At 58.2% G+C, this 14489-nt stretch carries 12 protein-coding genes; 8 read left to right on the top strand and 4 right to left on the bottom strand.

Going from position 1 to position 14489, the window contains the following annotated elements; translation table 11 throughout:
- Positions 1-31: 31 nt before the first annotated feature.
- A complete protein-coding gene (locus tag ACZ1HN_RS12855; protein WP_472727785.1) occupies positions 32-1237 on the top strand; it encodes a helix-turn-helix domain-containing protein in 1206 nt (401 codons plus the stop codon).
- Between the two features lie 76 nt (positions 1238-1313).
- Positions 1314-2447 carry a flavodoxin-dependent (E)-4-hydroxy-3-methylbut-2-enyl-diphosphate synthase gene (ispG, locus tag ACZ1HN_RS12860; protein WP_472727786.1) on the top strand — a complete coding sequence of 378 codons (1134 nt, stop codon included), beginning with the start codon at positions 1314-1316 and terminating at the stop codon, positions 2445-2447.
- 45 nt (positions 2448-2492) lie between these two features.
- Here the strand turns inward: ispG and ACZ1HN_RS12865 are convergent, their stop codons facing one another.
- Together ACZ1HN_RS12865 and ACZ1HN_RS12870 are read right to left on the bottom strand one after the other, a co-directional pair.
- Positions 2493-3239 (bottom strand): DsbA family protein, encoded by a 747-nt coding sequence (locus tag ACZ1HN_RS12865; RefSeq protein WP_299702859.1) that lies wholly within the window; start codon positions 3237-3239, stop codon positions 2493-2495.
- 3 nt (positions 3240-3242) lie between these two features.
- The gene (locus tag ACZ1HN_RS12870) at positions 3243-4583 is read right to left on the bottom strand and encodes a M48 family metalloprotease (protein ID WP_472727787.1); all 1341 of its coding nucleotides are present in this window, start codon (positions 4581-4583) and stop codon (positions 3243-3245) included.
- Between the two features lie 21 nt (positions 4584-4604).
- Here ACZ1HN_RS12870 and ACZ1HN_RS12875 point away from each other — a divergent pair, with 21 nt between their 5' ends.
- The 6 genes from ACZ1HN_RS12875 (at position 4605) to ACZ1HN_RS12900 (ending at position 13084) form a co-directional block, all read left to right on the top strand.
- Positions 4605-5747 carry a pyridoxal phosphate-dependent aminotransferase gene (locus ACZ1HN_RS12875; protein WP_472727788.1) on the top strand — a complete coding sequence of 381 codons (1143 nt, stop codon included), beginning with the start codon at positions 4605-4607 and terminating at the stop codon, positions 5745-5747.
- 63 nt (positions 5748-5810) lie between these two features.
- Complete coding sequence (locus ACZ1HN_RS12880) at positions 5811-7019, top strand: N-acetylmuramoyl-L-alanine amidase (protein WP_472727789.1); 1209 nt, start codon at positions 5811-5813, stop codon at positions 7017-7019.
- Positions 7020-7122: 103 nt separating this feature from the next.
- Positions 7123-9633 (top strand): penicillin-binding protein 1A, encoded by a 2511-nt coding sequence (locus tag ACZ1HN_RS12885; protein WP_472727790.1) that lies wholly within the window; start codon positions 7123-7125, stop codon positions 9631-9633.
- An 83-nt stretch (positions 9634-9716) separates the two neighbouring features.
- Complete coding sequence (gene prfB / locus ACZ1HN_RS12890) at positions 9717-10841, top strand: peptide chain release factor 2 (protein WP_299207116.1); 1125 nt, start codon at positions 9717-9719, stop codon at positions 10839-10841.
- A gap of 39 nt (positions 10842-10880) precedes the next feature.
- Positions 10881-12296 (top strand): amidase, encoded by a 1416-nt coding sequence (locus ACZ1HN_RS12895; protein WP_472727791.1) that lies wholly within the window; start codon positions 10881-10883, stop codon positions 12294-12296.
- Complete coding sequence (locus tag ACZ1HN_RS12900) at positions 12296-13084, top strand: DUF2189 domain-containing protein (RefSeq protein WP_299702841.1); 789 nt, start codon at positions 12296-12298, stop codon at positions 13082-13084. The genes ACZ1HN_RS12895 and ACZ1HN_RS12900 overlap by 1 nt, the downstream gene beginning before the upstream one ends.
- On the opposite strand, the gene ACZ1HN_RS12905 is transcribed toward ACZ1HN_RS12900, so the two are convergent.
- Together ACZ1HN_RS12905 and ACZ1HN_RS12910 are read right to left on the bottom strand one after the other, a co-directional pair.
- A complete protein-coding gene (locus ACZ1HN_RS12905; RefSeq protein WP_299207110.1) occupies positions 13081-13299 on the bottom strand; it encodes a hypothetical protein in 219 nt (72 codons plus the stop codon). The two genes, ACZ1HN_RS12900 and ACZ1HN_RS12905, sit on opposite strands and share 4 nt — an antisense overlap.
- Positions 13296-14456 (bottom strand): aromatic ring-hydroxylating oxygenase subunit alpha, encoded by a 1161-nt coding sequence (locus ACZ1HN_RS12910; RefSeq protein ID WP_472727792.1) that lies wholly within the window; start codon positions 14454-14456, stop codon positions 13296-13298. The genes ACZ1HN_RS12905 and ACZ1HN_RS12910 overlap by 4 nt, the downstream gene beginning before the upstream one ends.
- Positions 14457-14489: the final 33 nt, after the last annotated feature.

A 14489-nucleotide genomic window follows, 5' to 3' on the forward strand; every position in this document is an offset into this window, starting at 1 on the left:
TTGTCATCACTTGGTACAACGGGGCAGCTGTATGATCGGGCGGAAATCCGACATCGCAAAAGTTCGAGAAGACGTCGAGCCAAAGGGCTTTGACGACTTCGAGTTGCGCCTAGGCGACATCATGCGCGGCGAACGTGCAACGATGGGCAAATCCCTACTGGATGTTCAACGTGAGTTGCGGATCAAGGCAAGCTATATCGCTGCCATAGAAGCCTGTGATCCCGATGCGTTTGACACTCCGGGCTTCATTGCCGGGTATGTCAGGTCCTATGCCCGCTACCTGAACATGGACCCCGATCGTTCATTTCACACGTTCTGTGCGGAAAGCGGCTTTGCCGTTGCCCATGGCATGTCTGCCGAAGCTTCTGTGGTCAAGAAAGCTGCCCGCGAGGATCGGCTGCAAAAGCCGCATGGCGCTGATATTTTTGCGGCACCTGCGACGCCGTTCGTTCCGACGGGCGAAGCCGTTTGGTCGAGGATCGAGCCACGAGCCGTTGGATCATCTCTTGTGTTGCTCGCTTTGATTGGCGGCATCGGGTTTGGCGGCTATTCTGTCCTTCAGGAGGTGCAGCGCGTACAGGTTGCGCCCGTGGATCAAACGCCGGTGGTTCTGTCCGACCTTGATCCATTGAGCGGCTCAAACCTAGATCAGACCGAGCAGGGACCCACGATTGATACACCGCGTGCGGATGCGCTGGACCGTCTGTACCGACCGCAAGCGCTGGATGTCCCTGTGCTGGTTGCGCGTGATGCGCCAATCGCCACTTTGGACCCGCGCGAGATTGGGACTTTTGCTGCGCCTGAACCGGCAGACAATACGCCGCTTATCGGGGCGGTAGATCGCGCCCTGGCGGAGGCAATTGCGCCTACCGTGCCTCAAGTGGTCGAGGAAACTGCGCCTGCGCTGACAATGGTTGCCGTGCGACCCTCCTGGGTTCGCGTGCGTGCCGCCGATGGCACCGTGATCTACGAAGCAACGATGCAGGCGGGCGACACATGGGAAGCGCCTCTGACCGAAGAGGCACCTACGTTGCGCACTGGCGAGAGTGGTGCAATCTACTTCGCAATGAACAACAAGTTCTATGGTCCGGTTGGCCCGACTGGCGCTGTGACATCCAACTTGCCGCTGGAGATTGCAGGTCTGAAAGAGACGTATCTGCCTGTTGATGTCAGCACCGACGAGGGGCTGACCCGCTACGCCGAAGCACAAGCAACATCCACAGCGATCAGCGAATAGTCTTCGCGCCCCATTGCCGGTGTGCCTTCACCTGTCTATCTTCCGTGACAACTGCCGATGCTGAACAGGGTGTTTCATGTCGCTTAACCATATCCGTCCGTGGCGTAACATCTACCGTCGGGAAAGCCGTCAGATCATGGTCGGATCGGTGCCGGTTGGTGGCGATGCGCCGATTACGGTCCAGACCATGACCAACACCCTGACCACCGATGTCGCCGCGACCGTGGCGCAGGTGCAGGCGGCAGCAGAAGCTGGCGCGGATATCGTGCGTATTTCAGTCCCGGACCAGGCGTCTTCCAAGGCGTTGAAAGAGATCGTGGCAGAAAGCCCAGTACCAATCGTCGCTGACATCCATTTCCACTACAAACGCGGCATTGAAGCGGCCGAGGCTGGCGCTGCCTGTTTGCGTATCAACCCGGGCAATATCGGGTCCGAAGAGCGGGTCAAAGAAGTCATCAAGGCTGCGCGCGACCACAACTGTTCTATCCGTATCGGTGTGAACGCGGGGTCACTCGAAAAGCACCTGCTCGAGAAATATGGTGAGCCCACACCCGACGCGATGGTGGAAAGTGGTCTCGATCACATCAAGATCTTGCAAGACAACGATTTTCACGAGTTCAAGATCAGCTGCAAAGCGTCTGATGTGTTCATGGCGGCCGCGGCGTATCAGAAGTTGGCCGAGGCCACGGATGCGCCGATCCATCTTGGGATCACCGAAGCGGGCGGCTTGATGTCCGGCACCATCAAATCCGCGATTGGCCTTGGCAACCTGCTGTGGATGGGCATCGGCGACACCATCCGCGTGTCCTTGTCTGCCGATCCGGTGGAAGAGGTCAAAGTCGGTTACGAAATTCTCAAGTCACTTGGTCTGCGACACCGAGGTGTGAACATCATCTCTTGCCCATCCTGCGCACGGCAAGGCTTTGATGTGATAAAGACTGTCGAAGTGCTGGAAGAACGGTTGGCGCATATCAAGACGCCCATGAGCCTGTCCATCATCGGCTGCGTCGTGAACGGACCGGGTGAAGCGCTCATGACGGACGTTGGCTTTACAGGCGGCGGGGCCGGGCACGGGATGGTTTATCTGGCAGGCAAACAAAGCCACCGGATGGATAACGACCAGATGGTCGATCACATCGTCGACGAGGTCGAGAAAAAAGCAGCGGAACTGGACGCCGCAAGCGCAGCCGAGGCGCAAGCGGCAGAATAGGTCTTACTTTTAGAAGGAACTGAACGCCCCGAAGACGTCAGCGGGTCATCCCCGCTTTTCGTCGACCAGCGCCTGCATCTCATCAAAGGGAAGGAAGCCGCGCACAAGTTCGTCTTGCAGGACGAATGTAGGCGTGCCGGTGATCTGCAGTCTTTGGGCTAGAGCGCGGGTGCGACGGATTTCATCCGTCACCGCTTCGCTGTCCATATGCGCTTCGATCGCGGTGGCATCGAGGCCAAAGGTCGATGCCATGCGCCGCAGCGTGCGCATCGATACATCCCCTGACATTTCCATTACAGCGTCGCTGACGTTCTTATAGGCCTCTGAACCGGCGATTTGCTTGGTTGCGATAGTGAATCGCGAGGCAAGCAGCGACTGTTCTCCAAGGATCGGGAATTCTTTGACAATCAGGCGGATGTTGCCATCTGTTTCCAATAGTTTGGCAACCTCACCATGGGCGCGTTTGCAGAACCCGCAGCGATAGTCGAGGAACTCGACCAGGGTGATGTCCCCATCGGGGTTGCCGCCGACAAAGCTGAAGCCGTCGTTGAAAATGTCTTGGGCGTTGTCGGACACGAGTGAAAGGTCGGCTTGAGTTTGTGCTGCAGCTTGCCTTTGTTCCAGCACTTGCACCGCATCCATAATCACCTGTGGGTTGTCCATCAGGTATGCGCGTACTTCCTCACGGAAAATTTGCCGCTCTTCGTCGGTCATCTGGCTCAGATCAAGCGCTTGGGCGGGTAAGGCGAGCGCCATGGCAAAAGAGGCTGCTGCGAGGGGGCGGAAGAACATGCTTTATCTCCGTTTCTTGCGCTTTTCTGCGCGTTCAGATGCAAGGACCACATCCTGTGCCCGTTGCCAAGGGCCAGACCCTTCTGACAGGAGGCCGGTGGCCCGCTTTGCATGAATACCGGCATCTTCGAGCCGACCACGCAGGGCGTAGCGCTCTGCAGTGATAAGTGACGCCATGCCGCGCTGGCCGGATTTCGCATAAGCTACGCTTAGATCGCGCAACATTGATCCATCTCGGAAATCAATGCGACGTGCGCGTTCGAGAGCTGGCAGGGCCGCGCTGACATTTCCACTGGCCAAAAGCGCACGGCCATACCCGGCCTGCAGCAGCCCATCGTTCGGGCGCAACTGTACCGCACGACCGTGCGCATTCGCTGCTGCTGCGAACTGCCGAGTTTCCATCAGAATTTGGCCCTTGAGATCGTACAGGAATGGATCCTCCGGACGCAGAGCGATGGCTTTGTCGATGGCAGCAATCGCGCGACGTGTTTGCGAGTTCTGGTGTCGTGCAGCAGCCTCACGCATCAAGGCAATGTCGCGGTAGCCGCTTTCGCCCAATCGGTTCAGTGTCCAACTCGGGCGACGGGTAAAGGATGTCAGCTTGCCCTTTGCGCGCGCAAACCAATAGTCTGACGTGGCGGAGTCTGCGGTGGCAGAGCTGCCATACGCCGCTGCAAACCCTTCGATTGTGCGCAGGCGATCACGGCTCAGCGGGTGGGAGCGGACATAAGGGTCCTGTCTGCTTGCGCTCAAAACCTCTTGGCCCCGGAAAAGGCGAAATACGTCCAGCATGCCGCCCAGATCGATGCCCGCGCTGCGCAGGTACCGCGCGCCTGATTGGTCAGCGGCCGTTTCTTCTGCCCTGGTATGGCTCAGAAAGTTGCGTTGTGCCGCGCTTTGCGTCCCGAGGCTGATAGCCGCCGCTCCTTCACCGGCGCCTGCTGCTGCCGCAAGGATTGCCAATGCCTGGCCAAGCGTTGCAGCCGTGCGGGCGTTGCCGAGGTTCGTAATCCTTCGCGTGATGTGGCCATTGGTAATATGCGCCGCCTCGTGTGCGATCACAGCCTGCAGCATTGCGGCCCGGTCCATCCGACTGATCAGGCCCGAATGGATGTAGATCGCATCGTTGCTGATCACAAAAGCGTTGAGCGAGCTGTCATTGACCACGAGGATTTTGGTGCGTGACGCGCTCAATCCGGCAGCCTTGAGCACGGGCGCCGCCACTTGTGCCAGCGCGTATTCCATGTCTGCATCTCGCAACAGGGTTACCGCGCGCGCAGGCAAGGCAAGCGCAAGCGACACGATCAGGATTGACGCCACCCGCGCCAGGGTATGAAAGGTCATGGTGCGATCATAGGAGACGCCATGCGAACCTCAAGACGCAGCGATGTCGATCCCTTCATTGTGATGGATGTGATGGAGGCCGCCCGAGCGGCGGAAGCCGCTGGACGCCATGTAATCCACATGGAAGTGGGGCAGCCTGGGACCGGTGCACCTCAGGCGGCGATCCGCGCATTGGGTCAGGCAATGGATGAAGGGCCGCTTGGCTATACCGTTGCATTGGGGCTACCTGCACTTCGGGCGCGCATCGCGCGGCTCTATGGCGACTGGTACGATGTTGATCTGAACCCAGACCGTGTGATCGTAACGTCAGGTGCGTCTGGCGGTTTTATACTTGCTTTCAATGCATTGTTCGACAGCGGGGATCGTGTGGGTATTGGTGCTCCGGGTTATCCCAGCTATCGTCAAATCCTGACAGGCTTGGGTTTGACACCGGTTGATTTGCCGACGTCCGCCGCCAACCGTTACCAACCAGTGCCTGATGACTTTGCAGGGCATGATTTGCAGGGCTTGCTTGTTGCCTCGCCGGCCAATCCGACCGGGACAATGTTGGACCATACCGCCATGGCGCATTTGGTTGGTGCTGCGCAGGATGTTGGGGCCAGCTTTATCAGCGACGAAATCTATCACGGCATCGAATACGAGGCCAAAGCAGTCAGTGCCCTGAATGTCAGTGATGATGTCTATGTCATCAATTCGTTTTCCAAATACTTCTCCATGACAGGCTGGCGTGCCGGATGGATGGTGGTGCCCAAGGATCATGTGCGTGTGGTCGAGCGTTTGGCTCAAAACATGTTCATATGTCCTCCGCATGCCAGTCAGGTGGCCGCACTTGCTGCCATGGACGCAACGGACGAGTTGCAGGCAAATCTGGATGTCTACCGCACCAACCGTGCCCTGATGTTGGAAGGGTTGCCGAAGGCTGGGTTTATGCGGATCGCGCCACCTGACGGCGCATTCTATGTCTACGCCGATGTGTCGGAGCTGACCGATGACAGCCGTGCATTTGCAGCGCGGATACTGGACGAGGCAGGGGTTGCTGTAACACCGGGCCTTGATTTCGATCCCGTCCGGGGGCACCAGACCCTGCGTTTTTCTTACGCGCGTACAACAGATGACATTGCGGAAGGCCTGCGCCGACTGAAAACATTCATGGATGGGCGTTAATCGGGGATTCCCGCAAGGAGCGGGTGCCGCTATGCTGCACGCAAAACGAAAAGGGCAGTGGCGATGCGGGCGATCTTGATCGCAGTAGTGATGTGGTTTTTTGCCTTCTCGGCCATAGCGCAAGACCTGTCCGGTCTGGCGCGAGTGGATGTCACTCAAAGTGAGATTTCTGACGGCTGGTTTGGTTCGACTGATCTGACATTATCGTTGAGCCAGGGCGTGCCTTTCCGTGTCTTTTCGTTGTCAGACCCGGCGCGGCTCGTTGTTGATTTCCGAGAGGTGGATTTCTCCGGTGTTTCGCCGGAGGCTTTGTTGCCAGAGCCGGGCCGCATTTCAGCTATTCGTTTCGGAGCTTTCAAACCTGGCTGGTCGCGGCTTGTGTTGGATCTGAACGGCCCGATGGTGCCGAGAGAAATTGCAATGCCTGTCGATCCTTCCTCGGGTCGAGCAGTTCTGAATATCGCATTGGATGAGGTTTCGGCGAGGGAATTCGCTGAAAGGGCAGGCCCACCGGGTGATGCCGATTGGGGGGTGCAGGCTGCAGACGAACCGCCCGGAATGCTGGAAGACGGTTTCGTGGTTGTCATCGATCCGGGTCATGGGGGGATCGATCCGGGGGCCGTGCGCGAGACCACCAGCGAAAAAGAACTGATGCTGGGCATTGGATTGGCCTTGCGCGACGCATTGCGCAGGGCTGGTGGTATCAAAGTTGTATTGACCCGCGACACGGACACTTTTGTTTCGCTGACCGGCCGGGTTGCTTTGGCACATCATGTTGGTGCGGATGCTTTCGTGTCTTTGCATGCCGACGCCTTGAGCCAGGGTCAGGCAAGAGGTGCCACGGTGTATACCCTGTCCGATGAAGCAAGTGATGCAGCGTCAGCGCAATTGGCGGCGCAGCACGACCGTGCTGATATTCTGGCTGGTGTGGACCTGAGTGGCACGGATGATCAAGTTGCGTCGGTTCTGATGGATTTGGCACGCACCGAAACCATGCCCCGCACGGACACTCTGGCCACCGCACTTATCGACAGTATGGCCGCGGCAGGTGGTCCGATGAACAAACGCCCGCGGCGCGAGGCAGCGTTCTCCGTGCTCAAGAGTGCAGACATCCCATCTGTTCTTGTCGAGGTGGGATTCTTGTCCGACCAGCGTGACCTTGCCAACTTGCGCGATCCTGTTTGGCGCGCGGTCATGGTCGAGGCATTGGCGGCGGGCATTCTGCAATGGCGGGATGATGATCTGGCAATGCAACCGCTGATCCGACAGTAGTCGTTCACATCGGCGATATCGCGCTGCCGTTCGCTTTTGACCCTGTCCGCGCCCTCGCGTATACCGGAACAAAAGCAACCGTTGAAAACAGGTGCGAGCGGTCATGTTTCGGTTCATTCTTTCCTTTTTTGGTGGGATTTTCACCACCGTAACGATGGGCATTGCCATGGTCGCATTGTCGATCGGGGCCATATTCTGGATGTATGGCCGGGACTTGCCCAGCCACGAGTCGTTGGCCCAATATCAACCGGCCACAATCAGCCGCATCTATTCGGGTGAAGGTCAGATTATTGACGAGTTTGCCCAAGAACGCCGCCTGTTTGCACCGGCCGAGACGATCCCGGACCTGGTGAAACAGGCGTTTATCTCGGCCGAGGACAAGAATTTTTATACGCATGACGGTTATGACCTTCGTGGTATCGGCGCCGCCGCATACGATGCCGTACGTAGCCGCGGGCGGGATGTCCGCGGCGCATCGACTATCACTCAGCAGGTGATGAAGAATTTCCTGCTGTCCGGCGACCGACAAGCTGAGCGTAAGATTAAGGAAATCATTCTTGCCGCCCGCGTGGAAGAGGCGTTGAGCAAGGAAAAAATCCTCGAACTGTATATGAACGAGATTTTTCTTGGTCAGAACTCCTACGGCGTAGCTGCAGCCAGTCAGACTTATTTCAACAAGACGCTGACCGAATTGGCACCGCATGAGGCAGCTTTTCTCGCATCCTTACCCAAGGCACCGTCGGACTTTCACCCGGTGCGACGTGCGGATCGGCTGTTATCCCGTCGAAACTTCGTTCTGAAGGAGATGATGGAGAACGGATATATCGATGCCGTCACGTACGAGACAGAGGTGGCGCTGCCGCTGCGATCCGTGCAAAATGGCGACTTCGAGAGCTTCAAGGCTGAGCTGCCGCCGCGTGACTATTTTACTGACGAAATTCGCCGTCAACTGAGCGAGGACTACGGCGAGGGCGAGTTCTTTACCGGCGGTTACACCGTGCGGGCAACCATTGATGCACAGATGCAACCCATCGCGGCCTATGCATTGCGGCGCCAGCTTGAAAGCTATGATCGGGGGCAGGGCGTCTGGCGCGGCACCGGCGAGAGCATCGAAGCGGATCAGCTTGAGAATTGGGAAGAGGCCCTCAGGGGTGTTTCTGTTGCGCGTGACATCGACCTGAACGGCGCATGGCGGCCCGCTGTCGTCTTGGAGGTCGAAGACCAGCAGCTGGGCATTGGTATCGAAGGGTGGACGGACAGCGAACCGGCCGCGGTTGTTCCGCGCGAAGACATCAAGTGGATCCAGGGCAACTTCTTTGACAATTTCGAAGTTGGTGACGTGGTGCATGTGCGTGCCATGACGGCCGATGACAATGGTTCCTTTATCCGTTGGACCTTGCGTCAGGTGCCGCGCGTGCAGGGCGGCTTTGTGGCCATGGACGTGAACACGGGCCGTGTGATCGCCATGCAGGGTGGGTTCAGCTACCAGAACTCGGTCTTCAACCGCGCCACACAGGCCAAGCGGCAGCCGGGGTCGTCATTCAAACCGTTTGTCTATGCGGCCGCCCTCGACAGCGGGTATTCCCCGGCCACCATCGTCGTGGACGCTCCGATCGAGATCAACACGCCTCAGGGCCTGTGGCGCCCGCGTAATTCGTCCAACAAGTTCTACGGCCCCACACCGCTGCGCACTGGTATCGAGCGGTCGCGGAACCTGATGACCATCCGTCTGGCGGAAGAGGTCGGTATGGACATTGTTGCCAACTATGCAGAGCGCTTCGGCGTTTATGACCGCATGGGGCTGTTCCTCGCCAACTCGCTGGGGTCCGAAGAAACGACGCTGTACCAGATGGTGTCGGCCTACGCGATGTTCGCGAACGGTGGTGAACGGGTGCAGCCCACGCTGATTGACAGGGTTCAGGACCGGTTTGGTCGCACCGTTTATCGCCATGATGAACGTGAGTGCCGTGACTGCACGCAACTGGCCAGCCTTGATCCGGGCATTGCGCCGCGGGTGGTATCCAATCGCGAGCGCGTAATGGACCCCGTGACAGCCTATCAATTGACATCGATGATGAAGGGCGTGGTCGATCGCGGCACCGCGTCACGAAGCGTGAACCTTCCAGTTCCAATTGCCGGTAAAACAGGGACCACAAACGACGCCAAGGACGTCTGGTTCATCGGATTTTCCAGCGACATCGTTGCAGGCTGCTACATTGGCTACGACCAACCGCGCAGCCTTGGCAAGGGCGCGTCTGGCGGCGGTATGTGTGGCCCCGTGTTCAACACCTTCATGCAAGAAGCGATTGCCAAGTATGGTGGCGGTTCATTCGATGTGCCTGAGGAATGTATGTTCATCAAAATCGACCGCTTTTCCGGTGCGCGTTTGAGCGATGCGGTGGCAGGCGACAACGTGGTTAGCGAGTGTTTCCGGGATGGGTTTGAGCCGACGTTCGGCATCACTTTCGATGGTGGATTTGCGATGGGTGCTGATCTGCCCTTGTTCGAAGAAGTGGGCAGCGGTGGCCGTCAGGTGACCACCTCGACCGGCAAGAAAGCAGTTGTAGGCCCCAAGGCAAACTTTGGTACGCTGAGTTCGGGCGGTCTGTACTAAGCTGACCGTCCGGAGCACTCCAACTGATCTTGTCGCGCAGTCTTGCATGGGCTATCTCGAAGCTCTGCCAAGAAGGATGGGACATGCGCGCCGAAATTCAGAATGTCGTCGAAGAGATTGAAAAGTCGGTGGCTTTGTTGGCTCAGCGGCTGGATGTTGAAACGGCCCAGCACCGGCTGGAAGAGTTCAACGCGCGTGTCGAGGACCCCAACCTGTGGGACGATCCCGAGGCTGCGCAAAAGCTGATGCGTGACCGCCAGATGCTTGTGGATGCCATGGAAACGCATGATCGCATCAAGCAGGATCTGGCAGATAATATCGAACTCATTGAGTTGGGTGAGATGGAGGAAGATGACGAGGTTGTCGCTGACGCGGAAGCTGCGATTAAGGCACTGGCCGAAACGGCGGCTCAGAAAGAGCTTGAGGCGCTGCTTGATGGTGAGGCTGACGGCAACGACACCTTCCTTGAGATCAACTCGGGCGCGGGCGGAACAGAATCCTGTGACTGGGCCGCAATGCTGGCGCGGATGTATGTCCGTTGGGCGGAAAAGAAGGGCTATAAGGTTGAACTGCAGTCCGAAAGCGCGGGGGAAGAGGCTGGCATCAAGTCGGCCACCTACAAGATCAGCGGCCAGAATGCTTATGGTTGGCTAAAGTCGGAAAGCGGCGTGCACCGACTTGTGCGCATCAGCCCGTTTGACAGTGCCGCGAAACGCCACACCAGCTTTACCTCCGTCGGTGTCTATCCCGTGGTGGACGACAATATTGAGATTGAGGTGAATCCTGCCGACATTCGCATCGACACTTACCGGTCGTCCGGCGCGGGCGGGCAGCACGTGAACACAACCGACTCGGCGGTGCGGATCACCCACGCGCCCACGGGTATTGTCGTCACCAGCTCTGAAAAATCCCAGCACCAGAACCGCGACATTGCGATGAAGGCGTTGAAAAGCCGCCTTTATCAGATGGAGTTGGACCGCCGGAATGCTGCTGTGAACGAGATGCATGAGAACAAGGGCGATGCGGGGTGGGGCAACCAGATTCGGTCCTATGTCTTGCAGCCCTACCAGATGGTGAAAGACCTGCGTACCAATTACGAGACGTCCGACACCAAGGGCGTTCTGGACGGAGACCTTGATGGGTTGATGGCGGCCACGTTAGCTTTGGATGTATCGGGCAAGTCCCGGGCAGAGGCGCAGGCGGAGTAACCCGCCTTTGGCCTGCCAACTCGAAGGGAGGCCAATCACATGATCCAGCAAGGTGCGCTCGCACTGCGGACACAGTTGGATGCGGGCAACATCACTGCAGAAGCGCTCATGGAGCAGACGCTTAACCGCATTTCTGCAATCAATCCAAAGGTCAACGCGATTGTGTCGTTGCGAGATGCCGACGCTTTGATGTCCGAGGCGCGCGCGGCTGATGCAGCGCCTAAGGCAGGTTGGTTGCATGGCATCCCGATGGCTATCAAGGATCTGGCAAACGCCAAGGGCCTGCCGACCTCTATGGGGTCACCTTTGTTTGCCGGACAGGTGGCGCAATCCGATGATATCATGGTGGCCCGGTTGCGTGCTGCCGGAGCCATCATCATCGGAAAGACAAATACGCCGGAGTTTGGCCTGGGGTCGCACAGCGTCAACCCGGTCTTTGGCGCCACGCGGAACCCATACAATGTTGATTGCAGTGCAGGCGGGTCATCTGGTGGGGCAGGGGTGGCCTTGGCCACTGGGATGCTGAGCGTCGCCGACGGCTCGGACATGATGGGGTCTTTGCGCAACCCGGCGGGATGGAACAATGTGTATGGGATGCGGCCAAGCTGGGGCCTCGTGCCGTCGGAACCGATGGGCGATAGCTTCTTGCATCAGCTTTCCACAAATGGGCCGATGGCCCGTACACCGAGCGATCTGGCAGCCCTTCTGGATACGATGACAGGGTCCGATCCACGCCAGCCGCATGGTGTCGATGCGCCGCCCGCATTGCCACAGATCGGTGGCGGTGCCGACGGCTTACGCATTGGCTGGTTGGGCGATTGGGGCAGCGCGTTGCCCATGGAGGCTGGTATGTTGGACCTGTGCAAAGCGGCGTTGACGGAGATGGAAGGGCTGGGCGTCACGGTGGACGCCTTGCCGGCTCCGTTTGATCGCGATGCTATTTGGTCGTCCTGGATCACGTTGCGCAGTTGGGCTGTGGCAGGGAACCTTGAGGTTCTGTATGCGGACCCAGCCAAGCGCGACCAACTGAAAGACACAGCGATTTGGGAGATCGAACGCGGTCTTGCCTTGTCTGCCATGGAAGTGCACCAGGCTAGTGTGGTAAGATCAAGCTGGTTCAGGGCCGCCACGACCTTGTTCGAACGCTACGACGTGCTTGTACTGCCATCGGCCCAGATGTGGCCTTTCGACGTTTCAATTGATTGGCCGCGCGAGATCGGTGGCACGGCGATGGATACATATCACCGCTGGATGGAAGTCGTGGTGCCTGCGAGTTTGCTTGGCTTGCCTGTTGTGTGTGTACCGGCCGGTTTTGGTGGTCCGCGCGATCTGCCCATGGGACTACAATTGATTGGGCGGCGCGGCAGTGACGCGCTCTTGCTGCGATTGTCACAGGCATGGCACGATATGACGGACTGGCCTGCGCGCCGTCCCGGAATGGAGGGTTTCATATAATGGAAGCGAATCCGTATCCCAGCCTCCCGGCAGGTGTGCCACCATTTGATGCGCCACGGCCTGCGTTTATTCGCCATGCATTATCCGCGGGTTGGAGTGATTTCCGCACAGCCCCCGGCTTTGGTCTGTTGACCGGGATTGCCTCGGTCATTGCGGGTTGGGGTTTGATTGGCCTGACAATGTGGGCCGGTCACACGTTCTGGCTGATCCTGGCCGTTTTCGGGTTCCCTCTGGTGGCTCCACTTTGTGCACTTGGAACTTACGAAGTGTCGCGGCGGATCGGGATGGGGCAACCTGCGGGCATCGGCGTAATCCTTGCACAGCTGCGGGAAGAACGGGGGAGACAACTGCCATGGCTGTCCATGCTGATGGTGGTTGCGCTGCTGTTTTGGTTTTTTCTGGGGCACATGATTTTCGCACTGTTTCTGGGCCTCAAACCCATGGTGAACGTCACGACATCGTTTGATGTTTTCCTGACCATAGATGGCTTGATGATGATTGCGCTTGGCACCGTTGTCGGAGGCATCTTTGCCTTTATCTTCTTTTCGATGTGCGTATTTGGCCTGCCGCTGCTACTGGCGCGCGAGGTGGATTACATGACCGCAATCCTCGCCAGTTGGGGGCATGTGCAGGCCCACATTGTCCCCATGCTAAGTTGGGCGGCTGTCATCGTGGTTTTGCTGTTTCTGGCGATGCTACCCGGACTGCTTGGGCTGGTGATCGTTCTGCCGTGGCTTGGGCACGCATCCTGGCACATCTATGCGCAAATGGCGGCAGGTGCGCGTTAAAGCGGTGTCTCGCGCCCCATGTCGATCAGCATTTGACGCAGAAGCGGGGCATCCGGATGTGCCGTGTCCAAGGCAAAGACGTGTGCTTGCGTCAGCAAAAAGGCGCGTTCATTCTCCGACGGCGCCGCAGTCGCAGCCTCTTGATACAGACCGACCAAAGTAGCGTGTTTGCCATCGGTATGTGCCGCCAGAAGACGCTGCTCAAGATCATTCATTCGGCCGCATTGGCCGCCGCGCGATGGGCCATCATCCGTTCTGCAACCCAGGTGTGGAACAGGTGCGTCGGCCCATCCATCGCCGGTGAGAAGCGACCGCCGTCAAACGCCGGTGTTTGACGGCCGCGCTGCATACCTTCCACAACAAAAATATCTTCCTCGAAAACCTGCTTCCACTGCGCGGCGTTGCGCATCCTCAAAGCGGGATCGGTGTCAGGCTGCGCGTAATACAGGTGGACGTTTTCGGTCGTTTGCCCTGGGCCCTGTGGGACCAATATGATGGCAAAGGCATGATCGCGATGCACACCTAGCAGCACATTTGGATAGGCTGTGATGTATTCCGCCGCGGTGTCCCACTTGTCGCTCAATCCCTCGAAGTCTGGGAATGTGCGATTGTCGTCACCAGATAATTGCCGATAAACGCGCGTGCCTTGCCCTGAGTATCTATTGGGGGCTTCGATGTGGTAATGATCTTCGAGCCGCGAGTACGTGTTGAGATCCGGGTGTACCCACGGCAGGTGATAGCTCTCGCAGTAGTTCTCGACGGCAAGTTTCCAGTTGCAGTTCACGCTGAGTTGGAAATGGCTGTCTTCGCCCCCGTGATACAATGGTTTGTCGAACTCAATCCAACGGGCAAGCAAATCTGCGTTGGCTTTTTCAAAGGGCTGGGCATCACCAGACAGATTGATCCAAACGACATCCATCCACAGGTGGCTGCGCACTTCGATCAGCCCCAGAAGGGACTTGTCGATACCTTCGGCTGTGTTCTGACCCGGTCCGCCCACATGGGGCGTTGAAACCAGTCGTCCTTCGGTTGAGTAACACCAGCTGTGGTATGGGCAGCGTATGGCCCCTTCGATCTTGCGGGGTGCATCGACCAGGATCATGCCCCGATGGCGGCAGATGTTGTGAAACACGCGTACCGTACCCGACTTGTCCCGGATCAGGAGCAAGGGAATCCCAAGAAAGGTGAGCGGAACGGCATCGCCTGGTGTCGGAACGTCTGCCGCAACGGCCAAACCTGACCAGCCTGCCATCAAAAGCGCCTCGCGCTCCTCATCGAACACAGCCGGGCTGGTGTAGTGTTCGTTCGGCAGGCCATGTGCAGACGAAATCGGGCGGCGCACTGAACTCAGGGTTGTCGTTTCCATTCGCATTCCCCACCTGCTGTTTGACACACAAGGTATGTG

Source organism: Tateyamaria sp. GN1-10, assembly GCF_055693845.1.

Bases quoted from the DNA above. Each gene is read 5' to 3' on its own strand.
- ispG (WP_472727786.1), top strand. From the start codon at position 1,314: ATGTCGCTTAACCATATCCGTCCGTGGCGTAACATCTACCGTCGGGAA.
- prfB (WP_299207116.1), top strand. From the start codon at position 9,717: ATGCGCGCCGAAATTCAGAATGTCGTCGAAGAGATTGAAAAGTCGGTG.
- ACZ1HN_RS12900 (WP_299702841.1), top strand. From the start codon at position 12,296: ATGGAAGCGAATCCGTATCCCAGCCTCCCGGCAGGTGTGCCACCATTT.
- ACZ1HN_RS12875 (WP_472727788.1), top strand. From the start codon at position 4,605: ATGCGAACCTCAAGACGCAGCGATGTCGATCCCTTCATTGTGATGGAT.
- ACZ1HN_RS12885 (WP_472727790.1), top strand. From the start codon at position 7,123: ATGTTTCGGTTCATTCTTTCCTTTTTTGGTGGGATTTTCACCACCGTA.
- ACZ1HN_RS12865 (WP_299702859.1), bottom strand. From the start codon at position 3,239: ATGTTCTTCCGCCCCCTCGCAGCAGCCTCTTTTGCCATGGCGCTCGCC.
- ACZ1HN_RS12905 (WP_299207110.1), bottom strand. From the start codon at position 13,299: ATGAATGATCTTGAGCAGCGTCTTCTGGCGGCACATACCGATGGCAAA.
- ACZ1HN_RS12910 (WP_472727792.1), bottom strand. From the start codon at position 14,456: ATGCGAATGGAAACGACAACCCTGAGTTCAGTGCGCCGCCCGATTTCG.
- ACZ1HN_RS12870 (WP_472727787.1), bottom strand. From the start codon at position 4,583: ATGACCTTTCATACCCTGGCGCGGGTGGCGTCAATCCTGATCGTGTCG.
- ACZ1HN_RS12880 (WP_472727789.1), top strand. From the start codon at position 5,811: ATGCGGGCGATCTTGATCGCAGTAGTGATGTGGTTTTTTGCCTTCTCG.
- ACZ1HN_RS12855 (WP_472727785.1), top strand. From the start codon at position 32: ATGATCGGGCGGAAATCCGACATCGCAAAAGTTCGAGAAGACGTCGAG.
- ACZ1HN_RS12895 (WP_472727791.1), top strand. From the start codon at position 10,881: ATGATCCAGCAAGGTGCGCTCGCACTGCGGACACAGTTGGATGCGGGC.